Here is a 24,299-nt window from a genome sequence, read left to right on the forward strand (position 1 = left end):
GTTTATGGCCAGAATTCTGGTGGTTGACGACGAAGTCGGCATTCGCGAACTTTTGTCGGAGATTCTTTACGACGAAGGTCACACGGTCGAATTGGCTGAAAACGCGGCAGAAGCGCGCGCAGCGCGCTTGCGCATGCGCCCTGATCTGGTCCTGCTCGATATCTGGATGCCCGACACCGACGGGGTCAGCTTGTTGAAGGAATGGGGCTCGCAGGGCCTACTCGACATGCCTGTCATCATGATGAGCGGCCACGCCACCATCGACACGGCCGTCGAGGCCACGCGCATCGGCGCCATGGATTTCCTCGAAAAGCCGATCACGCTGCAGCGCCTGCTCAAGACCATTGCCGCCGGCCTGGCGCGCGGGCGCGTGTCGCATGCCACGCCAGCCGCGACGCCGCTGGCCCCGGCCGCGCTGGCGGTGGCGCTCGAAGACGAACTCGATCCCCCCACCGCGCTGGCCGCCGCACCGGCCGTGGCCGAGGCCGCTCCGCTGTCCAGCGGCAAGCTGGGCTCCATCCCCCTGGACCAGCCCCTGCGCGAGGCCCGCGACGAGTTCGAACGCATTTATTTCGAATACCACCTGGCGCGCGAGAACCACAGCATGACGCGTGTATCCGAGCGCACCGGGCTGGAACGCACCCACCTGTATCGCAAGCTCAAGCAACTGGGCATCGAATCCGCGCGCAAGCGAGGCACATGAAGATCCTCATCATGGGGGCCGGCCGCGTGGGTACCAGCGTGGCCGAAAACCTGGTGTCGGAACAGAACGACATCACGGTCATCGACACCAACGTCGATCATCTGCGCTATTTGCAGGAACGTTTCGACCTGCGCGTGGTGCATGGCGATGGCACCCAGGTTGCCGTGCTGGAATCCGCCGGCGCCGCCGATGCCGACCTGTTCATTGCCTGTTCGGCCTCTGATGCGGCCAATATGGTGGGTTGCAAGATCGCGCGGCAGCTATTCAACGTGCCGCGGCGCATCGCCCGCATCCGCATGCCCGATTTCGCCGAACATCCCGAGCTGATGGGCGAAGAAGGCTTCTGTATCGATGCGCTGATCAGTCCCGAGCGCAGCGTTACCACCTACTTGCACAGCCTCATCGAGTTCCCCGAGGCCCTGCAGGTCGTGGAATTCGCCGATGGCCGCATCAGCGTGGTCACGGTACGGGTCGGGCATGGCAGCCCCATGGCGCACCATCCCGTGGCGCAGCTGCGCGACGTATGGCCCGACGTGGCCGCCCGCGTGGTCGATGTCGTGCGCGACGGCCGGCCCTTGCAGGCCGGCCATGGCACCGTCATCGCCCCCGGCGACGAGGTCGTGCTGGTGGTCGATTCCCGCCACGCCCGCCGCGCAGTGCGGCAGTTGCGCGAGGCCGAGAAATCCGTGCATCGCGTCATGATCGCCGGCGGCGGCAACATCGGCCTGCGCCTGGCGCGCCAGTTGGCCGACGAAAGCTACAGCGTGCGCATCATCGAGCGCGACGCGAAGCGCTGCGAATACCTGGCGGCCGAACTGCCCAGCAGCGTGCTGGTGCTGCACGGCAGCGGCACCGATGAAGAACTGCTCGAACGCGAGAACATCGGCGACATGGATACCTGGCTGGCGCTGACCAGCGACGACGAAGACAACATCATGTCGTCGCTGCTGGCCAAGCGGCTGGGCGCGCGCAAGGTCATTGCCCTGATCAACCGCCAGGCCTATGGCGAACTGATGCAGGGCAGCCATATCGATATTGCCGTGTCGCCATCGCAGGCCACCATGAGCGAACTGCTGCGCCACGTGCGCCGCGGCGACATTGCCGCCGTGCACCGGCTGCGCCAGGGCGTGGCCGAAGCCATCGAGGCCGTGGCGCATGGCGACCGCAGCAGTTCCAAGGTGGTGGGGCGCGCGGTGGGCGACATCCGGCTGCCCAAGGGGGCCAGCATCGGCGCCCTGGCTCGCGGCGATGAAATCCTGATGCCCGACGACGACACTGTCATCCAGACCGATGACCACGTCATCGTATTCGTGCCGTCGCGCCAGATGATGCGGCGCGTCGAGAAGCTGTTCCAGGTATCGGCCTCTTTCTTCTGACTTGCGGACGGATCCATTGATGCGCCAACCGGCCACGCACGCTAGGCGGATCGCATGAGGCGGCTACTGGCAACCTTCTACGTGGCCGGCCTGACCATGGTCGTGTTCGCGCTGACCATGCTGCTGCCGCTGCTGGTGGCCTATGTGGGCGACGACGCCGGCTTCACCGCCTTTCTCGATGGCTTCCTGCTGGCCCTGGGCGGCGGCGGTGCCGTCTGGCTGGCCACGCGGCGCGGGCGCTGCGAACTGCATGCCCGCGACGGCTTCCTGCTGGTGTCGGTGGTATGGACCTGCCTGCCGTTGCTGGCGGCCATTCCGTTCCTGATCTATTTCGACCGGGCCGGGCTGCCGCTGTCCTTCACCGACGCCTATTTCGAGGCCATGTCGGGGCTGACCACCACCGGTGCCACCGTACTGACCAATCTGGATCAACTGCCCGCGTCCATCAATTTGTGGCGCGCCACCCTGGTCTGGATCGGCGGCCTGGGCATCCTGGTGCTGGCGGTGGCGATCTTGCCGCTGCTGGGCGTGGGCGGCCACCAGGTGGTGCGGGCCGAGACACCCGGCCCCATGAAAGACGAGCGCCTGACGCCACGCATCGCCAGCACGGCCAAGGCCTTGTACGCGGTGTATTTCGGCCTGTCGCTGCTGTGCCTGGTGGCCTACCGGGGGGTGGGGCTGACGTGGTTCGATGCCTGGTGCCATACCGCCACCACCATGGGCCTGGGCGGTTTTTCCACGCGCGACGAAGGCTTTGTCTATTTCGATTCGGTGTCTGTCGAAGTCGTGGCCATGGTCTTCATGACCCTGGCCGGGATCAATTTCGCCACCCATTTCAGCGCCCTGCGGCAAGGGCGCCTGCGCGCCTACCTGGTGTGCCCGCAAACCGTGCCGTATCTTGTGATCATGCTGGGCGCGGGGCTGGCGATCTCGGGCTACCTGTATGTTCGCGGCGTTTATACCGAGCCGCTGCAGGCCTTGCGCTACGGCATGTTCAACACGATTTCGGTGGCCACCACCACGGGTTTTGCCAACGTCGACTACGCCGCCTGGCCGCTGGTGGCGCCGCTGACCATGCTGTTGCTGTCGGGCTTCGTGACATCGGCGGGCTCCACCGGCGGCGGCATCAAGATGGTGCGTGCGGTGCTGCTGGTCAAGCAGGCCCGCAACGAACTCGTCACCATGCTGCACCCGCATGCCGTCAGCCCCATACGCATGGGCGGCCGCCTGGTCGACCAGCGCGTCATGGCATCGGTGCTGGCTTTCATGCTGGTGTATGGTTTGTCGATCGGCGTGTTGACCAGCCTGATGCTGGTGTCGGGCCTGGAACCCATCACGGCGTTCTCGGCGGTGCTTGCCAGTGTCAACAACACCGGCCCGGGCCTGGGGCCGGTGGGGCCGATGGGCACTTTCCAGGTGCTGACCGATTTCCAGACCTGGGTGTGCACGTTCGCGATGCTGATCGGCCGGCTGGAATTGCTGACCGTCGTGGTGTTGTTCATGCCTATGTTCTGGCGCAAATAGCGGGTCCTGGCCTTGTCATGGTGGTGGTGTAATATTCAGTGTACTAACAATATAAGGCGATGTTTCCCATGCCGGAACGAGACAACCACCAGGCCAGAAAGGCGCGCGGGACGACCCGGATTGCCGACAATACGGTGTTCGACCCGGCCAAGCAGGTATTGTGGTCGCGCCCTGGCTACCTGGTGCGCCGCCTGAACCAGATCCACTACGCGCTGTTCTACGAAGAGTGCAAGACGCAGAACGTCACGCCCGTGCAATACGGGGTGCTGACCGCCTTGTCGCTCAGCCCGTGGCTGGACCAGACCGCCATCGGCATGGAACTGGGCCTGGACCGCACCACCACGGCCGATGTGATCAAGCGGCTGCAGGAGCGCGGCTTGGTCGAGCGGCGCGTCAATCCCAACGACAAGCGCTCGCGGCAGGCGGTGATCACCCAGGAAGGGTTGCGCATCATGGGGTTGCTGCAAGGGGGCATGGCGCGCGCCCAGCAGCGCCTGCTCGAGCCGCTGACGCCGCGCAACCAGGAAATCTTCATGAAGCTGCTCTCGACCCTGGTCGACGCCAATAACCAGTACAGCCGCACGGCGCTCAAGTCGTTCTAGTTCCAGGCGGCGGGCCAGGCTCGATACCTAGGCCACGCGGTAGGGTTCCAGTGCCGCCAGGTCTGGCTCGATGCCGATGCCAGGGGTATCGGGCAGCCGCAGCCAGCCATTTTCCAGCTTGCCCAGCGGGCAGACCCGCTCGCGCAGCGGATTGGGGTTGGCGTCCACTTCGACCAGGCCCGCCGGGCCCAGCGCCGCGCGCAGTTGCATGGATGCGGCCAGTCCGATGCCGCCGCCCAGCCAGTGCGGGCAGAACACCAGCCCCGCCTGTTCGGCATGACGGGCCACCGCCAGGCAGCCCGTAATCCCGCCCCACTTGGCGACATCGGGTTGCAGGAAGCGCAGATGCCCATTGTTGGCGGCCGCTTCGAAGTCCGCCTGCCCGCGGATGTTCTCGCCCGCCGCCAGAGCTATCGGGGTGCTGTCGGCCAGCTTGCGCCATACATCCAGGGGTTCGTCGGCCGCCAGCGGTTCTTCGATCCAGTAGGGGTCATAGCGTTCCAGCGCGGCAATGCGCTGGGCGGCGGTGTCGGCTTCCCAGGCCTGGTTGGCGTCGACCATGATCTGCGCCTGCGGGCCCAGCGCGTCGCGCATGGCCTGGAAGTCGGCAATGTCTTTATCGGGCTGGAAGCCCACCTTGAACTTGAATGCGGTATAGCCCTGCGCCTGCCGGGCCAGCGCGGTGCCGGCGACGTTCTCGGGCCCCAGCCCGCTGGCGTACAGGCGCACGCGGCCATCGGCTTGCGGCGTATCGGCCAGCAGGCGCCACAGCGGCAGGCCGGCGCGCCGGGCCTGCATGTCCCACAGCGCCTGGTCGATGGCGGCAATGGCCTGCGCCAACGGCCCGGGTTCGCCGGCCTGCAGGGCCATGCGGCGCAGGCGCTGCGTCAACTGGTTCCAGGTGGCGGCGGGCTGGTCGCTGGGCGTGCCTTCGACCAGCGGCGCGATGATCTCGCGCACGATGCGGGCGCGATGCTCGGCGCCCACGGTGGGAAAGTTGCAGAACACCTCGCCCCAGCCCCAGGCGCCGTCGCGGGCACTGATGCGCAGGAACACGGCGGGGCGGTTGGTCATGCTGCCCACGGCCGCGGCAACGGGCTGGTCTATGGGCGCGCGGTACACCCAGCATTCGACTTTCTGTACGGTCATGGGGTGCGCCGCTTACTCCACCGAGATACCGATGTCGGTCGCCACTTTGCGCCACTTCTTCAGCTCGTCGCCGATGTACTGCCGGAACGCTTCGGGCGTGCCCGCGTCAGTGGTCAGGCCGGCTTCGGCCAGGCGCGCCTTGATGGCGGGCTCGGCCTGGATCTTGTTGAAGGCCTGGTTCAACCTGTCGACGATGGGGGCGGGCAAGCCGGCCGGGCCGGCCAGCCCCTGCCAGGCCACGGCCTCGAAACCGGGCAGATTGGCCGCTTCGGCAATGGTGGGGATGTCGGGGTATTCGGGCCGGCGCGTCAGGCCGCACACGCCCAGCACCACCAGTTTGCCGGCATTGACCTGCTGCATCATCGAGCCCTGGTCGGCAAAGATCATGTCCACGTGTCCCGCCACCAGGTCGCCCACCAGGGCGCCAGTGCCCTTGTAGGGCACGTGCAGCAGCTTGGTGCCGGTGCGCGACTGGAACAGCTCGGCGGCCATCTGCTGCATGCTGCCGGTGCCTGACGACCCGTAAGTAAGCTTGCCGGGGTTGGCCTTGGCATAGGCGATCAGTTCGGCAGCGGTACGCGCCGGAACCTGCGGGTTGACCACCAGCACGTAATTGACGTTCACCGTCTTGGTGATGGGCGCCAGGTCGGCCAGCGGATCGATCGGGTTGTTCTTGTAGACCACCGGGTTGATGCCCAGGATGGCGATGTTGCCCACCAGCAGGGTGTAGCCGTCGGGCGCCGCGCGCTTGACGAGTTCGGCGCCGATGTTGCCGCTGGCACCCGGGCGGTTTTCCACAATAATGGTCTGGCCCAGTTCCTTGCTCAGTTCGGGCGACATGATGCGGGAATAGATATCCACCGCGCCGCCGGGCGAGAAGGGCACGACCAGCCGGATGGGCTGGCCGGGATAGGCGGGCTGGGCATTTGCCCGCACACCCGCCGCCAGGGCCATGGTGGCCAGCGCCGTTCCTTGCAGGAACTGGCGCCGTGTGGGGGGTGGGGGTACGCGCATGGTGTCTCCTTGTGGTTGCCGCCATCTGGTCGGGCCTGTTGAAGGCTGCGGCGGTATACGCAAGGATTATCAGCAGCACAGCGTTAAGCATCAATTATGAAGATCTCATTAGCTCATATAATTTTCGTATGAGTGGCCTGCATCCTTCCCAGCCTGATGCCTGGTCGGTCTCGCGGTCTGCCGCGTACCGGCTGGACCGCGTGCGCCTGCGGCACCTGCGCCTGCTTGAAGTGATCGACCGCGAAGGCTCGCTGGGTGCCGCGGCACGCGAGCTGGGCATCAGCCAGCCCGCTGTCACCCTGTTGCTGCGCGAGCTGGAAGACGTATTCGGCGCGCGGCTGGTCGAGCGCGATGCGCGCGGCGGCCGGCTGACCATGGCGGGGCGCCATGCGCGCGACCGCCTGGTCATTGCCATGGCCACCGTCAATGCCGCCATCGGCGCGGCCCAGCAGCCCGCAGGCGCGCCCATGCTGCGCGTGGGGTGCGTGCAGTTGGTGGGGTTCAGCTCGCTGCCCCAGGCACTGGCACGCCTGCTGGCGCAGGATGCCCTGCCCTATATGCACATCGAAGAGGCCGAGGCCGTGACACTGATCGCGGCGCTGGCGGCCGGCGAGCTCGATTGCGTGATCGGCTGGCTGGACGAAACCATCGCGTCCACCGTGAACCTGGACAGGATTCATGTCGAGCCTTTGTGGTCGGGCCGGATGCAGGTGTTCGCCTCGGCCGCCCATCCCCTGGCGACGCGCAAGCAGGTCCGCATGGCCGAACTGGCCGGATGCCCCTGGGTGGTGCCGCATCGCGGCTCGCGCACCTATGCGGCCTTCCAGCGCCTGTTCCTGAACAGCGGCCTGGCCGCGCCGCGCCCGCAGCTTGTGTGCACGTCGATCCATACGGGCGTGCATATGGTGGCCGCCGGCCCGTTCGTCAGCATCGGCCCCGACCGCCTGATCGCCCGATACCGGGATAGCCACGGCATCCGCGCATTACGCGGCGGCGAACTGGATACGGGGCGCACGCAATTATCGTTTTTCACGCTGAAAGAAGCCGCCGGCTTCGAACCGGCAATGCGGCTCAAGCAGGCCTTGCTGCGCACCCGGCCGGATGAAAGCGGATATCCCCTTGCGGACGGGGCCTGACGCGTCTCTGTGATACCTCGCCGAAAGGGCAGCGGCGGCTTGGGATCGGCACTGCCCCACGCCCGTTCAAAAAAACCCTTTTAATTGTCAGTATGCTGACTATAAAATCAGTATACTGAAGTAAATCACACCCGCGGGACCCTGCCAGCCAAGGTAGCCAAGCGGGCAACTCATTTACATATCATCAGTATACTGAGCATATGGCGGCCCCGGCCATCCGCGGCCGCCCGACACCAGGGGAGTAGAGGCATGACTACAGTGCGCAAGATCGCCTTCGAGGAACACTACACGGCGGTCGGCTTTGGCGATTATTCACAAGCGTTCGTGCAACACCTGGACCCGGCCACCTCGGCCGAGCTGGGCGCCCGGCTGACCGATTTCGGGCCCGGACGGCTGGCATTGATGGACCGCGCCGGTATCGACTATGTCATCCTATCGCAGACCGGCCCTGGCGTACAGGGCGAACGCGACCCGGCCGTGGCCCTGAAGCGGGCGCGCGAGAACAACGATTTCCTGGCCGCCCAGGTGGCCACGCGTCCCGATCGTTACGGCGCCTTCGCCACCCTGCCCATGCACGATGCGGCCACCGCTGCCGCCGAATTGCAGCGCGGCGTAGAGCAACTGGGTTTCAAGGGCGCCCTGGTCAACGGCCACACCAATGGCGTCTATTACGACGACCCTGCCTATGACGTTTTCTGGGAACGCGTGCAGGCGCTGGATGTGCCGCTGTACCTGCATCCCTTCTATGCCTATACCGAGCCGCATGCCTACCAGGGCCATCCCGAGCTGGCGGGCGCCACCTGGGGCTGGGGCGTGGAAACCGCAACCCATACCCTGCGCCTGATCTTCGGCGGGGTGTTCGACCGCTATCCGGGCGTGAAGGTCATCCTGGGGCACATGGGCGAGGGCCTGCCGTTCCAGCGCTGGCGCTTCGACAGCCGCTTCGCCGCGTACCCGTATGGCGTCAAACTGCAGCGCAAGCCGTCCGAATACATAGGCTCGAACGTGCTGATCACGACATCCGGCGTGTGCTCGCACGCCACGCTGGTCGGCGCCATTGCCGAAATGGGCGCCGAAGCGGTGATGTTCTCTATCGATTACCCCTACGAATCCACCGAGCTGGCGGTGGAATTCATCGAGACCGCCCCGCTGGACGAGGCCACGCGCGAGCTGGTCTGTCGCGGCAATGCCCAGCGCCTGTTCAAGCTCTGATTCGACGCTCCGGAGGACGACATGCAGAAGATCTACCGCATCGGCCAGATCGTGCCGAGTTCCAATACCACGATGGAAACCGAGATTCCCGCCATGCTGGGCGCGCGCCAGCAGATCCGGCCCGAACGGTTCACCTTCCATTCCAGCCGCATGCGCATGAAGAAAGTGGTGAAAGAAGAACTGGCCGCGATGGATGCCGAGTCCGACCGCTGCGCCGTCGAACTGAGCGACGCGCGCGTGGACGTGCTGGGCTACGCCTGCCTGGTGGCCATCATGGCCATGGGGCACGGCTATCACCGCGTGTCGGAACAACGCCTGCAGGCACACACCGCGGCCAACGGCGCCGATGCGCCCGTCATTACCAGCGCGGGCGCGCTGGTCAATGCCTTGCAGGTCATCGGCGCCAAGCGCATCGTGGTGGTGGCGCCCTATATGAAGCCGCTGACCGAACTGGTGGTGGATTACATCCGCAACGAAGGCTACGACGTGCTCGATTACCGGGCGTTGGAGATTCCCGATAACCTGGACGTGGGACGGCACGACCCGGCGCGCCTGCCGGACATCGTGGCGCAGATGGATACGCGCGACGTCGACGCCATTGTGCTGTCGGCTTGCGTGCAAATGCCGTCGCTGCCCGCGGTGGCCAAGGTCGAGGCGCTGACCGGCAAGCCGGTGGTCACGGCTGCCGTCGCTACGACTTACGCCATGCTCAAGGCGCTGGACCTGGAACCCGTCGTGCCGGGCGCAGGGGCCCTGCTGTCGGGCGCCTACTAAGGAGAACACGCCATGAGCACTCTGCAATACGGCGCGCATGTGCACGCCAACGGTATCCGCCAGCACTATCTGCGCTATGGCGGCGAACGCGCCGGCCGCGACGCGGTGATCATCGTGCCTGGCATCACCAGTCCGGCCGTGACCTGGGGCTTCGTGGGCGAACGCCTGGGCCAGGCATTCGACACTTATGTCCTGGATGTGCGCGGCCGCGGCCTGTCCGAAGCCTCGGACCGCCTGGATTACAGCCTGGATGCGCAGGCGGCTGACGTGATTGCCTTCGCCCGGGAACTGGGCCTGGCGCGCTACAGCCTGGTGGGGCATTCCATGGGCGCGCGCATCGGCATTCGCGCCGCGCGCCAGGCGCCGGCCGGGCTGGCCCGCCTGGTCATGGTGGATCCGCCGGTGTCCGGACCGGGCCGGCGCGCCTATCCGGCACAATTGCCCTGGTATGTCGATTCCATGGCCCAGGCGCGTCGTGGCATGGATGCGCAGGCCATGCGCACCTTCTGCCCCACCTGGACCGACGAGCAATTGCGCCTGCGCGCCCAATGGCTGCATACCTGCGACGAACGCGCGGTGCTGGCCAGCTTCGAGGGTTTTCATACCGACGACATCCATGCCGACCTGCCGGCCTTGCGCGTGCCCGGCCTGCTGGTCACGGCCGAACGCGGCGAGGTGGTGCGCGATGACGACGTGAACGAGATCCAGCGCCTGGCGCCCGGCGTGGCGCACGTGCGGGTGGCCAGCGCCGGCCACATGATTCCGTGGGACAACGAAGCGGGCTTTTATGCCGCGTTCGGCGATTTCCTGGGCGTTGCCCTCTGACTAGGAGCCAACCATGCCTGTGAGCGATCATGAAATGATCAGTGCCTGGAAACAGGTACTGACCCTGTCCAGGCTGCAAGCCGGCCAGACAGTCACCATCCTGACCAGCGCGGCCACGCATCCGCAGAACCTGTCCACGGCCCTGATCGCCGCCCAGTCGATGGGCGCGGTGGTCAACCGGCTGGACTTGCCGCCGGTCAACGGCGACAAGGCGCTCAGCCGCGATTCTCTGGCCTACCTGGGCACCACGCCCCTGACCGGCAACCGCGCCGCGATTGCCGCCCTGAAAGAAAGCGACCTGGTGCTGGACTTGATGACGCTGCTGTTTTCGCCCGAGCAGCACGAGATCCTGAAAACCGGAACCAAGATCCTGCTGGCGGTCGAACCGCCCGAGGTACTGGTCCGCCTGGTGCCCACCGAGGCCGACCGCGCACGCGTCAAGCGCGCTGCCGGGCGCCTGTCGCAAGCGCGCGAGATGACCGTGGTCTCGGATGCCGGTACCGACCTGCGCTGTCCGCTGGGCGAGTTCCCGGCCATCAGCGAATACGGATTCGTCGACGAACCCGGCCGGTGGGACCACTGGCCCAGCGGCTTCGTGCTGACCTTTCCGAACGAGGGCGGCGCGCATGGCACCATCGTGCTCGATCGCGGCGACATCCTGCTGCCGCAGAAGTGCTACGTGGCAGAGCCGGTGCGCCTGACGGTCGAGAACGGTTATGCGACCCGTATCGAGGGCGGCGTGGATGCCGAGCTGCTGAGCGAATACGTGGCCTCGTTCAACGACCCCGAGGCCTACGCCATTTCGCACATCGGCTGGGGCTTGCAGCCGCGCGCGCACTGGACGACCCTGGGCCTGTACGACCGCGAGGCCACTATCGGCATGGACGCGCGCGCCTACGAGGGCAACTTCCTGTTTTCGCTGGGCCCCAACAACGAGGCGGGCGGCCAGCGCACCACGACCTGCCATATCGACATTCCGCTGCGCCGCTGCACTGTGCGGCTCGATGGCGTGGACGTGGTGGCGCGCGGCAAGGTATTGGACGGAGACCCGGCATGAGCGTGGACAGGGAAGTCGGTACGTATCGTCGCCAGGGCTTTGGCGCGGCGTTGGAACTGAAGGCCCCTGTGGGGCTGCTGATCGTGGATTTCGTCAATGGCTTTGCCGACCCGGCCGTGTTCGGCGGCGGCAACATTCCGCGGGCCATCGCCTGCACCGTGCCGCTGCTGCAGCACGCCCGCGCGCGCGGCTGGGCGGTGGCGCACAGCCGCATCGTGTATGCCGACGACGATGCCGATCACAATATCTTCAGCCTGAAGGTGCCGGGCATGCTGACGCTGAAAGAAGACAGCCCCGCCAGCGCCATCGTGCCCGAGCTGGCCCCGCAGGCGGGTGAGCTGGTGGTACGCAAGACCGTGCCGTCGGCATTCTTCGGCACTGGGCTGTCGGCGTGGCTGGCGCAGCGCGGCGTGCAGACCCTGGTGGTGGCCGGCGCCGTCACCAGCGGCTGCGTGCGCGCCAGCGTGGTCGATGCCATGTCGTACGGCCTGCGTGCGCTGGTCGCGTCCGACTGCGTTGGCGACCGCGCCCAGGCGCCGCATGACGCCAGCCTGTTCGACATGGAACAGAAATACGCCGCCGTCATGCCGCGCGACCAAGCCCTGGCAGCGCTGGACGCTTTGTAGGAATCCCTCAGACCGGATACACCAAGTCATTGGCCAGGATCGCGGTGTCGTAGACCACCTGCCTTTCCCGCAATTTCAGCGCACCGTCGACTCGCGCGTAGCGGTCGTAGAACGCGCCGGCCAGGTGCAAGGTAGATGGCCCTTCCACCAGCGTCTGCAGCAGCAGGAAGCTGGCCGTGGCTGTGATCTCGCCGTCGTCCGCTTCCCGCGTGACCCGCGTATTGCTCAGCAGGTGCAGCATGTGGCGCGGGGCGAACATCTGCGTGCGCGAGATCGCCACCGCGCGGTCATGCATCATGTTGCGCCCTTCGGCGTAGACCAGGCCCACCGGCAGGCCGCGTTCGGCGTTTTCGCGGGCCGTCACCCGGTACAGCGCATCTTCGGTAAAGAACTCGGGCCAGCGCTCGATCTCGCCGCCGTCCAGCGCGGCACAGTAGTCGGCGTTGAATTCCTCGACCTCAAGCTTCAGCGCAATCGCGCGCGCGGGGTCGATCTGGCGTTCGGGGTACGAAAGCGGCCGGCTCATTGCGCGTTCTCCACAGCAAAGCCCATGACCTGCCGGTAGTAGGCATACATCGAGCGGATGGCGGCTTCGGAAATCAAGGTGTCCGACGTGCCCAGCTTGCCCGATTCCAGCTTCAGCACGTTGACGCCGGTGCTGGCGCGCCGCACGCCTTCCTGTACGAACTTCATGGCTTCGTTGTCTTCCAGGCCCAGGAAGCCGGCCGGCCCCATCAGGTTGCCCTGGCGCAGCCGGTGCCGCTGCATCTCGGCCGTGTCGTCGGTGTAGCCGAACATGGTCCACTGCATGATCATGCTGTCGGGCCCGTTGGGCACGATCTGGCGCACGCCCAGGGTGTTCATCTCGCGCTGCACGACCAGGTTCGGCCAGACGGTCTGCATGGTGACCGACCAGGGCGAATCGAATTCCTTCACGAACTCCAGGAAACGGTCGTCGCGCAACGACAAGCCGTCGTGGAACGAGCGCATTTCTTTCTTGTTCTCGTCGCTGACCTTGGCGTACTTGTCTTCGCTCTTGGCCGAGGCCATGGTGCCGTGCCGGCCGTGCACCGAATCGACCAGCATGGCCGACTTGTTGCCGGCCACCAGCAGGCCGAACACGACCAGGAACGAGTGCAGCAAGGTGGCGTGATAGGGATCCTTGAGGTTCTCGTGGTACATCTTCCAATTGCACGGCAGCTCGTTGCGGTAATAGCCCAGCACTTTCAGCGGCTTGCCCGGGAACACCGTGTCGAAATCGGCCAGGATCCCGGGCGTCAGGTATTCCTCGATCGGTTCGGTCTGGTCCGAGTACGACGCGAATACCACGCCATGGCGGGTAGTGACGCGCAGCTTGCGCAAGCCATGCTCTTCATTGCGAAAGTCCTTGGGCATGCCGCCGGCGCGGTTGACGCCCCGCTTGAACGGAATGCCCTGCAGATTGCCTTTCAGGTCGTACGACCATTGGTGGTAGGGGCACACGAATTCCTTGGCGTTGCCCTGGCTGTGGCGGCAGAACTCGGCCCCGCGATGCGCGCAGCGGTTCTCGAACACATTGACCGAGCCGTCCTCGGCGCGCGACACCACCACCGGTGTCGGCCCCACGTACGAGCGCTTGTAATCGCCCGGCTCGGGAATCTCGGCTTCCAGCGCCACATAGTTCCAGGTGTTGCCGTGGAAGATGGCTTCGATTTCTTTCTCGTACACGGCCGAGCTGGTGTAGACCCAGTCGGGAATGGCGTGCAGGGCGTCTTGCGGCCATACACAGTCTTCCAGGGCCGCATCCTTGGCCGCCAGGGTGCGGCCGATGACGGTTTGCGATTGATACATGGAACAGGCTCCAGTCCAGGCGGTAAAAGGGGTTCAGGCACCGACGGCCGCGGCCTGGCAGGCCTTGACCAGCGGCTTGAGCGGCTGGGCCGCATCGGCGAAACGCAAGGGGTCGATCGGCAGCCCGCGTTCGAACAGCACGCGCAACTGCCGCAGGTCGCCGCCAGCGTTGACGGCGATGCCGTGCACGGGCACGCCATCGCGCAGGCCCAGCCATATGAAGCGCGGCGCATCCGCGGCAGGGTCGGCCAGGCCGCGGCAGGTGTAGGCCAGCCCCGGTTGCGGCATGCCCAGCATTTGCACGTTGCAACCGTATTGGTCGGTCCAGAACCAGGGATAGGCCGGTTCGGGCGGCGGCAGGTCCAGCAGCGCGGCCGCGGCGATGCGGGCCTGCTCGTTGGCGTTCTGCCACGACTCCAGGCGCAGGCTGGCGCCCAGGGCGGCGCGGTGCTGGCTGGTGCAATCGCCGGCGGCATAGACATGGGGGTCGCTGCTGCGGCAGGCGGCATCGATCTGGATGCCGCCTGTGGCGGCGTCGATGGCCAGGCCGGCATCGCGCGCCAACTCGACCGAAGGCGCCAGGCCGATGGCAACCACCAGCACATCGGCGCGCAGCACCGTGCCGTCTTCCAGTTCTACCCGGGCCGGCAGGCCGGGCACGATGCGGCGCAGCCGGCAGCCCAGGTGCAGTGCGGCGCCAGCCTGCCGCGCGCGCGCGGCCAGCCAGTCGGCGAGCGGACCGGGCAGGGCGCGCTCGAGCAAGCGTGGCGCGGCTTCCAGCACGGTGGCGTGCGCATCCAGCGCCCTGGCGGTCGATGCCACTTCCAGCCCCAGGAAGCCGCCACCCACCACGACCACTCTCGCGCCGGGCCGCAACGCCTGTCGCAACGCCGCCGCGTCGTCCAGCGTGCGGATGTAATGCACACCCGGCGTGCCGCGCGGCAGCCCCGGCAGCTCGCGTGCCTGGCCGCCCGTGGCCAGCAGGCAGCGATCGTAGCGCAGGCAGCTTCCGTCGGCCAGGCGCAGCGTGCGGGCGGCAGGGTCCAGTGCGCGCACCGGCGTGGCGGTCATCAGTTGCACATCGCGCGAGCGGTAGAAATCGGCGGGATGCACGGCCGCCATGGCCGCGGCGGCCTCGTCCTGCAGCACTGCCTTCGACAAAGGCGGGCGTTCGTAGGGCGGATGCGGTTCCTGGCCCACCAGCGTCAGCGTGCCTGTATAGCCCAGCTCGCGCAGCGTGGCGGCGGCCACCGCGCCGGCTTGTCCGGCGCCGGCGATCACGATGGACGATAGCGTTTCCATGGGGGCCTCTTCAGGGTCAGCTCAGGTTTCCAGGTCGACCAGGATGTCGGTGTTGTCGATCTTGACGGGATAGACGCGGATATCGCTGGTGGCGGGCGCGCACATGGCGCGGCCGGTGCGGATGTCGAACTTGGCCTGGTGCAGCGGGCACTCGATGCAGCCGTCTTCCAGGAAGCCATCCGACAGCAAGGCGTGGGCATGCGTACAGACATTGTCGGAAACGAAGTACTCGCCTTCGCTGCGGTACAGCGCAAGCTGCGCCTGTGCAATCGAGACCGGCAGGATCTCGTCGTCGTCTTCCAGTTGGTCGGTGGTGGCGATCTTGGTCCAGGTCATGGCGGCTTATATATTCAGTGTGCTGAGTAAATATGCACAGTGTACTGCCTATAAATCGAAATTCGGTCTTAGGGATTTCCCGAAGCGCGGGCGATGCCAGAACTGCTTCGGACAGGTGCCGGGAAGTGTCGCCGCGTTTTACAGAAACCCGCGCCAGCAAAGGCTCTAAGCCCGGTATGAAGCAGCCGCGCCGGGGCGTCGCGATGCCCTTGGAAGGGGCCGGCAACCCGCGGGCTTTACCTCGTTGACACTCGAAAAATCTATCAGTATGCTGAATAAAAAATCAGCATACTGCTTTTTTTGGGCGGAACCTTGATCATGCGCAGGCCGCGCGAATGCGCGGCGCCGGCCAGGGCTCTTGCGGTAGCGGCAACCCGTCTTTGTGCAAGCTTTCTTTATAAGCCGGCAGGCAACCAGACTCTCGCCGGCGTCACCACAGACCGTTCCTCCGGAACGATTATCGGAAAGACCAGGAGTTATTCATGCAACGACGCCGTTTTCTTGCTCAAGCCGCCGGCGCCGCCGGTGCCGGGCTGGCTACCGCCAGCCTGCCCGCGCTGGCGCAAGGCAGCCCCACCGTGCGCTGGCGCATGTCCACCAGCTGGCCCAGAAGCCTGGACACCATCTACGGCTCGGCCGACGAACTCTGCAAGCGCGTGTCGCAGCTTACCGACGGCAAGTTCGAGATCCGCGCGTTCCCGGGCGGCGAGCTGGTGCCGTCGCCGCAGAACATGGATGCCGTCAGCAACGGCACGGTGGAATGCAATCACGTGCTCAGCACGATGTTCGTCGGCAAGAACACGGCGCTGACCTTCGACACGGGCCTGTCGTTCGGCCTGAATGCGCGCCAGCACAATGCCTGGATCCACTACGGCGGCGGCCTGGAACAACTGCGCAAGCTGTACAAGAAGTACAACATCGTCAACCACGTCTGTGGCAACGTCGGCGTGCAGATGGGCGGCTGGTACCGCAAAGAGATCAATACGGTGGCCGACCTGCAGGGCCTGAACATGCGTATCGGCGGCATCGGCGGCATGGTGCTGTCCAAGCTGGGCGCGGTGCCCCAGCAAATTCCGCCGGGCGATATCTATCCCGCGCTTGAAAAAGGCACCATCGATGCCGCCGAATGGATCGGGCCCTACGACGACGAAAAACTGGGCTTCAACAAGGTGGCGCCGTTCTACTATTCGCCCGGCTGGTTCGAGGGCAGCGCATCGATCACCTCCATGGTCAACGACAAGGCCTGGGAGGCCCTGCCGCCCGCCTACCAGGCGGCATTCGAGTGCGCCTGCGGCGAACAGACCATGAGAATGCTGGCCAACTACGATGCCCGCAATCCGCTGGCCCTGCGCAAGCTGGTTGCCGGCGGCGCCAAGCTGCGCTTCTTCCCCAAGGAAGTCATGGATGCGGTATACAAGGCTTCGCAAGAACTGTGGGTCGAGCTGTCGGACAAGAACCCCGATTTCAAGGCGATCTACCCCGGCTGGGAAAAATTCCAGGTCGACGAGGCAAGCTGGTTCCGTGTGGCCGAGAACGCCCTGGACAACTACACGTTTGCGGCAGTGGCGCGGGCCCATTCCAAATAGCCCCGATTCACCATAAAGGAAGCAGATGAAGACAGAAACCGCCGGCCATGCGGCACCGGCCGGCGCGCGCCAGGGTGTGGGCGCGCGCGTGCCGCGCAAGGAAGATGCGCGCCACCTGCATGGCAAGGGCAACTTCGTGGCCGACATGGCCATGCCGGGCCTGTGCGAAGTGGCGTTTCTACGCAGCCCGCTGGCCCATGCGCGCATCGATGCCGTGCGCGTGCCCGACAGCGTGGCCGCCTGTGTGGTGCTGCGCGACATGATGGCCGACGCGCGCGATATCGTGGCCGATTCCACGCTGCCTACCTACCAGTCGTCCAGCCAGCCGCCGCTGGCCTCGGGCAAGGTGCGCTTCGTGGGCGAACCGGTGGCCATGACCTACGCGCCCACCCGCGCCGAGGCCGAAGACTACGCCGAACTGATCGAAGTGGACTACGACGACCTGCCTGTGTATGCCGACGTAGCCAGCGCCCAGGCGGCCACCAGCGAACTCATGCACGCCCACTGGCGCGACAACGTCTTCGTCACGCTGAATATCGACAAGGATTTCGAGGCCAACGCCGCCCGGGCCGACCTGGTCGTGCGCCGCAAGGTCGACCTGGCGCGGCAGTGCATGGTGCCCATGGAAGGCAAGGCGGTGCTGGCGTACTGGGACCACCAGGCCGACCAGTTGGTGGTGGTCAGCGCCACCCAGGTGCCGCACATGATCCGCAGCATCCTGGCGCAATGCCTGGACCTGGACCAGGGGCGCGTGCGCGTGATCTCGCCCGACGTGGGCGGCGCGTTCGGCTACAAGTGCGTGCTGCAGCAGGAAGAACTGTGCGTGGCATGGCTGGCCAAGACCCACAAGCGGCCGTTCCGCTTCATTGAAGATCGCCGCGAACACCTGACGGCGGGCGCCAACTCGCGCGAACATTATTACGAGATGGCCGCCTATGTGGACAAGCGCGGCAAGCTGCTGGCGCTGGATGCGCAGGTCACCATCGATGGCGGCGCGTATTCGGTATGGCCGTTCACCATCGGGCTGGAGCCCGGCCAGGCGATCGGCAATCTGCCGGGGCCTTACGGGTTCAAGGGCTACCGCTGCGTAACCCGCTGCGTGGCCACCAACAAGCCCGGTTTCGTGCCGTACCGCGGCGTGGCGCGCACCGGCGTGTGCTTTGCCATGGAGCTGACCATGAACGCCATCGCGCGCGAAGTGGGCCGCGAACCCTGGGAAGTGCGCCTGGAAAACCTGGTGCAGCCCGAACAGATGCCTTATGTGAACGTCACCAACAAGCACCTGGACAGCGGCGACTACCCGGCCAGCCTGCGCAAGGCGCTGGAAATGATAGACGCGCCGGGTGTGCGGGCGCGTCAGGCGGCGGGCGAACCCGACGGCCGGCTGATCGGCCTGGGCGTGGCCACCTATACCGAACAGGCGGCCCATGGCACGTCAGTGTTCGCGGCCTGGGGCACGCCGGTGATCCCGGGCCACGACCAGGCCACGGTGCGGGTCACGCCCGACGGCGGGCTGGAAGTGCGCGTCGGCGTGCATTCGCACGGCCAAGGCATGGAAACCACCTTTGCCCAGATCGCCAACGAGATCCTGGGCATCGACATTGCGCGCATCAAGGTGCTGCATGGCGATACCGGACAGACGCCGTTTTCCACCGGCACCTACGCTTCGCGTTCGCTGGTGATGTCGGGCGGGGCCGTTTCACAGGCGTGCAAGCGGCTGCTGCCGCGCATGACGCATATTGCCGCGCATTTGCTGCAGGCCGATCCGGCCCAGGTGGTGCAACAAGACGGCCGCTACAGCGCCGCCGGCAAATCGGTGCCCAGCAGCGAGGTGGCCGATGCCTGGTACCTGCGGCCGCATCGCCTGCCTGCCGACGTGGACCCGGCCGGCCTGGAGGTGCACGTGGGCTACAAGCCCAAGGTGGACACCGGCTGCTTTACCTATGCCAGCCAGGCCGCCGTGGTGGCCGTGGACCCGGGCACGGGTGCCGTCGAGATCCTGGACTACGCCATCGTGGAAGACTGCGGCACCATGATCAACCCCATGGTGGTCGAAGGCCAGACCATCGGCGGCGTAGCCCAGGGCATAGGCACGGCGTTCCTGGAAGAGGTGCCCTACGACGGCAACGGCCAGCCGCTGGCCTCGACCCTGGCCGACTACATGCTGCCCGGCGCCACCGAAGTGCCCAACCTGCGCCTGCATCATTTCGAGACCCCGTCGCCGCACACCGAGTTCGGCGCCAAGGGCATGGGCGAAGGCGGTGCCATTGCGCCCCCGGCGGTGCTGTTCGGCGCCGTCAACGACGCGCTGGGACGCGTGGGGGCGGCCGAGCTGTCGCATACGCCGCTGACGCCCCTGCGGGTGCTGGCCGCCATTGCCGCCGCGGAGGCCGCATGAAAGCCGCGCGTTTTGATTATGTGCGTGCCGGTTCCGTGGCGCAGGCCGTCGAACTGCTGCGCGAGCACGAAGGACGCGCCAAGCTGATGGCGGGCGGGCAATCGCTGGGGCCCATGCTGAACCTGCGCCTGGCGCGTCCGGCCGTGGTGATCGATATCGCCGGCCTGGCCGAGCTGCGCACCGTCACCGAACAAGAGGGTGGCCTGCGCGTGGGCGCCGGGGTGACGCACGCCGAGCTCGAAGACGGCGTGCATCCCTTGTTGCGCGGGTCGGCATTGCAGCACGTGGCCGGCGGCATCGCCTATCGCGCTATCCGCAATCGCGGCACGGTGGGTGGCAGCCTGGCGCATGCCGATCCGGCTGCCGATTGGGTGCTGACCATGGTGGCGCTGGGCGCCCAGATCGAGATCGCCGGGCCGGCGGGTTCTTCGCGCCGCGTGGCCGCTGGCGAATTCATGCAGGGCGCCTACACCACCGCCGTCGGCGACGACGAACTGATCGCGGCCGTGCACGTGCCGCGCTCCACCGCGCAGGCACGCTGGGGCTACTACAAGTTCTGCCGCAAGACGGGCGAGTTTGCCGAGGCCAGTTGCGCCGCCTGGTTCGATCCCGCGGCCAAAGTGGCCCGCGTTGCCGTCGGCGCCCTGAATGGCGCGCCTGCCTTGCTGCCGGTGCTGGCCGCACAGGTGGCGCAGTCCGGCATGGCGCCTGCCGATGACAAGCACATCCTGGACGAGCTGGCTGGCGTCATGCCCGACAAAGACCCGCTGCATCGCAAGCTGCACGCCACCGCCGTGGCGCGCTGCCTGGCGCAGGCCCTGGCCGCATAGGAAGACAAATGGCTCAAGTTTCATTGGAAATCAACGGCAAGCGGGTCTGCCACGAAGCTCCCGCGCGCATGCACCTGGGCGACTTCCTGCGCGACCAGGCGCGCCTGACCGGTACCCACCTGGGCTGTGAACACGGCGTGTGCGGTGCCTGCACGGTACTGCTGGACGGCGAGCCGGTGCGTTCGTGCATCGCCTACGCGACAGCTTGCGAGGGCCGGCATGTCACCACCATCGAAGGCTATGACGACGACCCCGTCATGGCCCGGTTGCGGCCCGCCTTCACCCACCACCATGCCTTGCAGTGCGGTTATTGCACACCCGGCATGCTGGCCACGGCGCGCGATATCGTGCTGCGCCTGCCGGATGCCGACGAGGCTCGCGTGCGCATCGAGTTGTCGGGCAACCTGTGCCGCTGCACGGGCTATATGGGCATCGTGGCGGCGGTGATGTCAGTGCTGGCCGGATTGCGCGCCCAGCCCGATGCCGCGGTGTCGGCCTTGCGCGATGCGCTGGCGCAGGGGCGCGGCGCCGCGCCGGCGGCCCCCCAGGCTGCGCCTGCCGTCTTCCAGGCATTCGCGCCCGTGGCCGCGCCGCCCGCGCCCGCCGCGCCGGCATCGGCTGCGCCCGTACCGGATGCAGCCTCGCCTGCCCGCGCGCCCGGCAAGGGCAACCGCATCGAAGGCGGCTTCACTGTGCCGTTCCCGCCGGACCAGGTCTGGGCTTTCATGGTCGATCTGCCCGCCGTGGCGGCCTGTCTGCCGGGTGCCGTCATCCAAGAGCACGAGGGCGATCGCGTCAAGGGCAAGATCGCCATCAAGTTCGGCCCCATGGCAGCCGCCTTCAACGGCGCCGCGCGGCTCGAGCGCGACGATGCCGCCAAGCGGGCCGTGTTCCGGGGCGCCGGCCAGGATTCCCTGAGCCAGTCGCGCGCCACCGGCGATATCGCCTATCTGGTGCATGCGCTGGACGACGGGCACACGCGCGTGGACGTCGACCTGCAATACACCTTGCAGGGGCCGCTGGCGCAGTTCTCGCGGTCGGGGCTGGTGCAGGATTTCGTGCGCCGCATGATCGCCGATTTCGGCAAGAACGTCGGCGCGCGGCTGGGCAGTGGCGTCGGCGACGGTCCGCCGGCGCAGGCGGAGTTCAATGCGGTGGGCATGTTCTTCAGCGTGTTGTGGATGCGTATCAAGCGCTGGTTCGGCCGCGCAAGCTGACCACGGCGCCTTGCCGCGCCGCGAACCATGAACAGGGGGAAATCGATGGACTCGCTGATGGCAATGATGGGGCGCCGCATCGGAGCGGCCATGATCGGCCTGGCGGCCGCGCTGGCATGCCAGGCCACCGCCGCCCAGGCCCTGGAGCCCTTGAAGGTGCGGCTGGACTGGACGCCCTGGGGCGTGCAGGCTGCCTTTCACCTGGCGCAGCACAAGGGCTGGTACAAGCAGGCTGGCCTGGACGTCACTCTGGAAGACGGCAATGGCTCGGTCACCACGGTGCAGATCGTGGGGGCGGGCGACAGCTTCGACCTGGGCCACGCGGCGCTGGCCTCGATGATGATCGCGCGTGACAAGGGCTTGCCGGTGAAGGCAGTGGCCGTGTTCGCGCGGCATAGCGACATTGGCCTGCTGGTGCCGGCCGATTCCGGCATCACCGGCCCGGCGCAACTGAAAGGCAAGACGGTGGCCTACACCGCCGGATCGCTGGAAGCGCCCTTCATCGATGCCTTCCTGGCACATGGCAAGCTGACCAAGGATGATCTCGGCCTGGTTAGCGTCGATGCCGCGAGCAAGGCCTCTACCTATGCCGTGGGTCGTACCGATGCGGCGTTCTCGACCATTCCGTTCTTCTTGCCGGTGGTGTCGCAGAACCGGCCGTCCAAGGCCGTGCGCTTCGCAGATTTCGGGCTGGACATGCCCAGTTTCGGGCTGTTCGCCAGCGAGCAGAAGCTGGCCGAGCGGCGCGAGGCCATTGCACGCTTTGCCAGCGTCAGCGCGCGCGCCTGGGAATATATCTACGATGGCCACCAGGACGAGGCGGTGGCGGCCATCCTGGCCCAGCGCCCGCAGGCGCGCCTGGATGCGCGCGTGCTGCGCGGCCAGATCGACGCGCTGCAAGACTATTTCGGCACGCCGGCTGCGGGCCAGCGGTTGGGCGCGCCAGTGCCGGCCGATTGGGTGCAGGCCGTCAAGACTTTGTCTTCGGTCGGGCTGATGCGTGCCGATGCCGACCCTGCCGGGTTTTACGTGCCCGGCCTGGTAGAGCCGCAGCGCTACGACGCCATGGTGCGGCCATGACGCCATGGGCCGTGGCGGCGCGCGAGGTCGGCAAGCAGTATCCGGGCGAGCGCGGCGTGCGCGCGCTGGATACGGTGTCGCTGCAACTGCCGGCGGGGCGCTTTCTCAGCATCCTGGGGCCCAGCGGCTGCGGCAAGAGTACCTTCCTGCGTTGCGTGGCCGGCCTCGAGACCATTACCCAGGGCGAGTTGCAGGTCGAAGGCCACGGGGTACAGGGCCCCCCCGATGGGGTGGGTATGGTGTTCCAGCGCGATGCGCTGCTGGATTGGCGCAGCATCCGGCGCAATGTGTTGCTGCCCATCGAGTTCGCGGGCAAGCCGGTGGCCGCCTATGCCGACAAGGTGCGGGCGCTGTTGGCGCTGACCGGCTTGCAGGATTTCGCCGAATGCTATCCGCATGAATTGTCCGGTGGCATGCGCCAGCGTGCCGCCATCTGCCGCGCGCTGGTCGACGACCCGCGCCTGCTGCTGATGGACGAGCCGTTCGGTGCCCTGGATGCCCTGACGCGCGACCAGATGAACGTCGAGTTGCAGCGTATCTGGATGGACATCCGCAATACCGTCTTGTTTGTCACGCACGGCATTGCCGAGGCCGTGTTCCTGGCCGATACGGTGATCGTGTTCTCGCCGCGCCCCGGGCGCGTGGTCGAGACCATCGCCATCGACCTGCCGCGCCCGCGCCCGCTGGCCATCCGCGAAACCCCCGGGTTCGGCCGCTATGTCAGCCATATCCGCGGCCTGTTCCAGCAGATGGGGCTGATCGACGAAGGAGTACGCACCCCATGAGTCGAATGTCCCGAAAACTGCTGCACGGCGCGGCCGGGCTGGCTTCGCTGCTGTTGTTCCTGTTGTTGTGGGAAGTGCTGGCGCGCGCGCTGCATGTGCGCCCCATCATGTTGCCGCTGCCCTCGCAGATTGCCGTCGAGCTGGCCACCGACTGGCGCTGGTATGCCGGGCATGCCTGGTACACCTTGCTGACCACGGCCGCCGGTTTCGCGGCCGCCGTGCTGGGCGGCGTGCTGATGGCAGTGCTGCTGGTGGGGTCACGCTGGTTCGAAAGCATCTTCTATCCCTTGATTGTTGCGCTCAACAGCGTGCCCAAGGTGGCGGTGGCGCCGCTGTTCGTCATCTGGCTGGGCACCGGCGCCGAGCCCAAGATCGCCATCGCCTTTCTCATCGCGGTCTTCGCCATCGTGGTCGATACCGTGCATGGGCTGAAGTCGGTGCCGCAAGACGTGCTGGACCTGGGACGGGTGCTCAAGGGCTCGCGGCGCGACTTTTTCTTCAAGGTGCGCCTGCCCGCCGCGCTGCCTTCTATCGTGACCGGCATGAAAGTGGCGATCTCGCTGGCGCTGGTGGGTGCCATCGTCGGCGAATTCGTGTCGTCGCAGCGCGGCCTGGGCTACGTCATCATGAGCGCGCAGGGCACTTTCGACACAGTGCGGGTCTTCAGCGCGCTGTTCGTGCTGGCGCTGATGGGCATGGCGCTGTTCGGCCTGCTGGCCTGGGCCGAGCGCAAGGCCACGCCCTGGCGTCGCCATGACGCCGATCGCTGAAAACCACAAGGGGAATTCCATGCAGCCGTTACTAACGCTGTCGCGCGCCATAGACGCGCTGAATCTGCGGGTTGGCCGAGCCGTGACGTGGATCACCTTGCTGGTGGTGCTGGTCAGCGCCGGCAACGCCCTGGTTCGCAAGGTGTTCGAGACGAGCTCGAACGCGT

Annotated in this window: 23 protein-coding genes and 1 pseudogene; 18 read left to right on the forward strand and 6 right to left on the reverse strand. The window is 66.6% G+C overall.

From position 1 onward, the window contains the following. Window positions 1-4 precede the first annotated feature (4 nt). From KW845_RS21560 to KW845_RS21575, 4 genes are all read left to right on the forward strand, one after another. Window positions 5-703 carry a response regulator gene (locus KW845_RS21560; protein WP_218371360.1) on the forward strand — a complete coding sequence of 233 codons (699 nt, stop codon included), beginning with the start codon at window positions 5-7 and terminating at the stop codon, window positions 701-703. Continuing rightward, entirely contained in the window at window positions 700-2,079 is a 1,380-nt protein-coding gene (gene trkA / locus KW845_RS21565; RefSeq protein WP_218371361.1) for a Trk system potassium transporter TrkA, read from the forward strand. The genes KW845_RS21560 and trkA overlap by 4 nt, the downstream gene beginning before the upstream one ends. Before the next feature lie 54 nt (window positions 2,080-2,133). Next, on the forward strand, window positions 2,134-3,603 hold the full coding sequence (locus tag KW845_RS21570) for a TrkH family potassium uptake protein (protein WP_218371362.1): 1,470 nt from the start codon (window positions 2,134-2,136) through the stop codon (window positions 3,601-3,603). Between the two features lie 134 nt (window positions 3,604-3,737). Further along, window positions 3,738-4,205: a MarR family transcriptional regulator gene (locus tag KW845_RS21575; RefSeq protein WP_218371452.1), complete on the forward strand. Its 468-nt coding sequence runs from the start codon at window positions 3,738-3,740 to the stop codon at window positions 4,203-4,205. Between the two features lie 27 nt (window positions 4,206-4,232). On the opposite strand, the gene KW845_RS21580 is transcribed toward KW845_RS21575, so the two are convergent. Together KW845_RS21580 and KW845_RS21585 are read right to left on the reverse strand one after the other, a co-directional pair. Next, window positions 4,233-5,354 (reverse strand): mandelate racemase/muconate lactonizing enzyme family protein, encoded by a 1,122-nt coding sequence (locus KW845_RS21580; protein ID WP_218371363.1) that lies wholly within the window; start codon window positions 5,352-5,354, stop codon window positions 4,233-4,235. A 12-nt stretch (window positions 5,355-5,366) separates the two neighbouring features. After that, entirely contained in the window at window positions 5,367-6,368 is a 1,002-nt protein-coding gene (locus tag KW845_RS21585) for a tripartite tricarboxylate transporter substrate binding protein (protein ID WP_218371453.1), read from the reverse strand. A gap of 128 nt (window positions 6,369-6,496) precedes the next feature. Between KW845_RS21585 and KW845_RS21590 the strand changes: the two genes are divergently transcribed. From KW845_RS21590 to KW845_RS21615, 6 genes are all read left to right on the forward strand, one after another. Continuing rightward, window positions 6,497-7,504, forward strand: coding sequence for a LysR substrate-binding domain-containing protein (locus KW845_RS21590; protein WP_218371364.1), 1,008 nt, complete (start codon window positions 6,497-6,499; stop codon window positions 7,502-7,504). A gap of 249 nt (window positions 7,505-7,753) precedes the next feature. Beyond that, window positions 7,754-8,716 (forward strand): amidohydrolase family protein, encoded by a 963-nt coding sequence (locus KW845_RS21595; protein ID WP_218371365.1) that lies wholly within the window; start codon window positions 7,754-7,756, stop codon window positions 8,714-8,716. Window positions 8,717-8,737: 21 nt separating this feature from the next. Then, entirely contained in the window at window positions 8,738-9,490 is a 753-nt protein-coding gene (locus KW845_RS21600) for an Asp/Glu racemase (protein ID WP_218371366.1), read from the forward strand. 12 nt (window positions 9,491-9,502) lie between these two features. Beyond that, window positions 9,503-10,315, forward strand: a complete 813-nt coding sequence (locus KW845_RS21605) for an alpha/beta fold hydrolase (protein WP_218371367.1) — start codon at window positions 9,503-9,505, stop codon at window positions 10,313-10,315. Between the two features lie 13 nt (window positions 10,316-10,328). Further along, a complete protein-coding gene (locus KW845_RS21610; protein WP_218371368.1) occupies window positions 10,329-11,372 on the forward strand; it encodes a 2,5-dihydroxypyridine 5,6-dioxygenase in 1,044 nt (347 codons plus the stop codon). Window positions 11,373-11,374: 2 nt separating this feature from the next. Further along, complete coding sequence (locus KW845_RS21615; protein ID WP_218371454.1) at window positions 11,375-11,998, forward strand: isochorismatase family protein; 624 nt, start codon at window positions 11,375-11,377, stop codon at window positions 11,996-11,998. A 7-nt stretch (window positions 11,999-12,005) separates the two neighbouring features. Here KW845_RS21615 and KW845_RS21620 read toward each other — a convergent pair whose 3' ends face one another. The 4 genes from KW845_RS21620 to KW845_RS21635 are packed head-to-tail and all read right to left on the reverse strand — an operon-like array spanning window position 12,006 to window position 15,466. Next, window positions 12,006-12,524, reverse strand: a complete 519-nt coding sequence (locus KW845_RS21620) for a nuclear transport factor 2 family protein (RefSeq protein ID WP_218371369.1) — start codon at window positions 12,522-12,524, stop codon at window positions 12,006-12,008. Then, window positions 12,521-13,828, reverse strand: coding sequence for an aromatic ring-hydroxylating dioxygenase subunit alpha (locus KW845_RS21625; RefSeq protein WP_218371370.1), 1,308 nt, complete (start codon window positions 13,826-13,828; stop codon window positions 12,521-12,523). Before KW845_RS21625 ends, KW845_RS21620 begins: the two co-directional genes overlap by 4 nt. Window positions 13,829-13,861: 33 nt before the next feature. Then, window positions 13,862-15,130, reverse strand: coding sequence for an NAD(P)/FAD-dependent oxidoreductase (locus KW845_RS21630; protein WP_218371371.1), 1,269 nt, complete (start codon window positions 15,128-15,130; stop codon window positions 13,862-13,864). A 21-nt stretch (window positions 15,131-15,151) separates the two neighbouring features. Beyond that, window positions 15,152-15,466 (reverse strand): non-heme iron oxygenase ferredoxin subunit, encoded by a 315-nt coding sequence (locus KW845_RS21635; RefSeq protein WP_218371372.1) that lies wholly within the window; start codon window positions 15,464-15,466, stop codon window positions 15,152-15,154. A gap of 482 nt (window positions 15,467-15,948) precedes the next feature. Here KW845_RS21635 and KW845_RS21640 point away from each other — a divergent pair, with 482 nt between their 5' ends. From KW845_RS21640 to KW845_RS29530, 8 genes and pseudogenes are all read left to right on the forward strand, one after another. After that, on the forward strand, window positions 15,949-17,052 hold the full coding sequence (locus KW845_RS21640; RefSeq protein ID WP_218371373.1) for a TRAP transporter substrate-binding protein: 1,104 nt from the start codon (window positions 15,949-15,951) through the stop codon (window positions 17,050-17,052). A gap of 25 nt (window positions 17,053-17,077) precedes the next feature. Continuing rightward, window positions 17,078-19,450 carry a xanthine dehydrogenase family protein molybdopterin-binding subunit gene (locus KW845_RS21645; protein ID WP_218371374.1) on the forward strand — a complete coding sequence of 791 codons (2,373 nt, stop codon included), beginning with the start codon at window positions 17,078-17,080 and terminating at the stop codon, window positions 19,448-19,450. Continuing rightward, complete coding sequence (locus KW845_RS21650) at window positions 19,447-20,280, forward strand: xanthine dehydrogenase family protein subunit M (protein ID WP_218371375.1); 834 nt, start codon at window positions 19,447-19,449, stop codon at window positions 20,278-20,280. Before KW845_RS21645 ends, KW845_RS21650 begins: the two co-directional genes overlap by 4 nt. Before the next feature lie 8 nt (window positions 20,281-20,288). Further along, complete coding sequence (locus KW845_RS21655; RefSeq protein WP_218371376.1) at window positions 20,289-21,497, forward strand: 2Fe-2S iron-sulfur cluster-binding protein; 1,209 nt, start codon at window positions 20,289-20,291, stop codon at window positions 21,495-21,497. Between the two features lie 90 nt (window positions 21,498-21,587). Continuing rightward, window positions 21,588-22,577 carry an ABC transporter substrate-binding protein gene (locus tag KW845_RS21660; protein ID WP_255592854.1) on the forward strand — a complete coding sequence of 330 codons (990 nt, stop codon included), beginning with the start codon at window positions 21,588-21,590 and terminating at the stop codon, window positions 22,575-22,577. Beyond that, on the forward strand, window positions 22,574-23,362 hold the full coding sequence (locus KW845_RS21665; RefSeq protein ID WP_218371377.1) for an ABC transporter ATP-binding protein: 789 nt from the start codon (window positions 22,574-22,576) through the stop codon (window positions 23,360-23,362). Before KW845_RS21660 ends, KW845_RS21665 begins: the two co-directional genes overlap by 4 nt. Further along, entirely contained in the window at window positions 23,359-24,132 is a 774-nt protein-coding gene (locus tag KW845_RS21670) for an ABC transporter permease (protein WP_218371378.1), read from the forward strand. Before KW845_RS21665 ends, KW845_RS21670 begins: the two co-directional genes overlap by 4 nt. A gap of 19 nt (window positions 24,133-24,151) precedes the next feature. After that, a pseudogene (locus KW845_RS29530) lies at window positions 24,152-24,299 on the forward strand (C4-dicarboxylate ABC transporter substrate-binding protein); the annotation flags it as partial.

Origin of the sequence: Bordetella sp. BOR01 (assembly GCF_019218885.1) — a bacterium.
Taxonomy (GTDB): domain Bacteria; phylum Pseudomonadota; class Gammaproteobacteria; order Burkholderiales; family Burkholderiaceae_B; genus Bordetella_A.

Bases quoted from the DNA above. Each gene is read 5' to 3' on its own strand.
- KW845_RS21640 (WP_218371373.1), top strand. From the start codon at position 15,949: ATGCAACGACGCCGTTTTCTTGCTCAAGCCGCCGGCGCCGCCGGTGCC.
- KW845_RS21660 (WP_255592854.1), top strand. From the start codon at position 21,588: ATGATCGGCCTGGCGGCCGCGCTGGCATGCCAGGCCACCGCCGCCCAG.
- KW845_RS21625 (WP_218371370.1), bottom strand. From the start codon at position 13,828: ATGTATCAATCGCAAACCGTCATCGGCCGCACCCTGGCGGCCAAGGAT.
- KW845_RS21635 (WP_218371372.1), bottom strand. From the start codon at position 15,466: ATGACCTGGACCAAGATCGCCACCACCGACCAACTGGAAGACGACGAC.
- KW845_RS21655 (WP_218371376.1), top strand. From the start codon at position 20,289: ATGGCTCAAGTTTCATTGGAAATCAACGGCAAGCGGGTCTGCCACGAA.
- KW845_RS21580 (WP_218371363.1), bottom strand. From the start codon at position 5,354: ATGACCGTACAGAAAGTCGAATGCTGGGTGTACCGCGCGCCCATAGAC.
- KW845_RS21570 (WP_218371362.1), top strand. From the start codon at position 2,134: ATGAGGCGGCTACTGGCAACCTTCTACGTGGCCGGCCTGACCATGGTC.
- KW845_RS21670 (WP_218371378.1), top strand. From the start codon at position 23,359: ATGAGTCGAATGTCCCGAAAACTGCTGCACGGCGCGGCCGGGCTGGCT.
- KW845_RS21590 (WP_218371364.1), top strand. From the start codon at position 6,497: ATGAGTGGCCTGCATCCTTCCCAGCCTGATGCCTGGTCGGTCTCGCGG.
- KW845_RS21610 (WP_218371368.1), top strand. From the start codon at position 10,329: ATGCCTGTGAGCGATCATGAAATGATCAGTGCCTGGAAACAGGTACTG.
- KW845_RS21585 (WP_218371453.1), bottom strand. From the start codon at position 6,368: ATGCGCGTACCCCCACCCCCCACACGGCGCCAGTTCCTGCAAGGAACG.
- KW845_RS21620 (WP_218371369.1), bottom strand. From the start codon at position 12,524: ATGAGCCGGCCGCTTTCGTACCCCGAACGCCAGATCGACCCCGCGCGC.
- KW845_RS21645 (WP_218371374.1), top strand. From the start codon at position 17,078: ATGAAGACAGAAACCGCCGGCCATGCGGCACCGGCCGGCGCGCGCCAG.
- KW845_RS21630 (WP_218371371.1), bottom strand. From the start codon at position 15,130: ATGGAAACGCTATCGTCCATCGTGATCGCCGGCGCCGGACAAGCCGGC.
- trkA (WP_218371361.1), top strand. From the start codon at position 700: ATGAAGATCCTCATCATGGGGGCCGGCCGCGTGGGTACCAGCGTGGCC.
- KW845_RS21595 (WP_218371365.1), top strand. From the start codon at position 7,754: ATGACTACAGTGCGCAAGATCGCCTTCGAGGAACACTACACGGCGGTC.
- KW845_RS21665 (WP_218371377.1), top strand. From the start codon at position 22,574: ATGACGCCATGGGCCGTGGCGGCGCGCGAGGTCGGCAAGCAGTATCCG.
- KW845_RS21600 (WP_218371366.1), top strand. From the start codon at position 8,738: ATGCAGAAGATCTACCGCATCGGCCAGATCGTGCCGAGTTCCAATACC.
- KW845_RS21560 (WP_218371360.1), top strand. From the start codon at position 5: ATGGCCAGAATTCTGGTGGTTGACGACGAAGTCGGCATTCGCGAACTT.
- KW845_RS21650 (WP_218371375.1), top strand. From the start codon at position 19,447: ATGAAAGCCGCGCGTTTTGATTATGTGCGTGCCGGTTCCGTGGCGCAG.
- KW845_RS21605 (WP_218371367.1), top strand. From the start codon at position 9,503: ATGAGCACTCTGCAATACGGCGCGCATGTGCACGCCAACGGTATCCGC.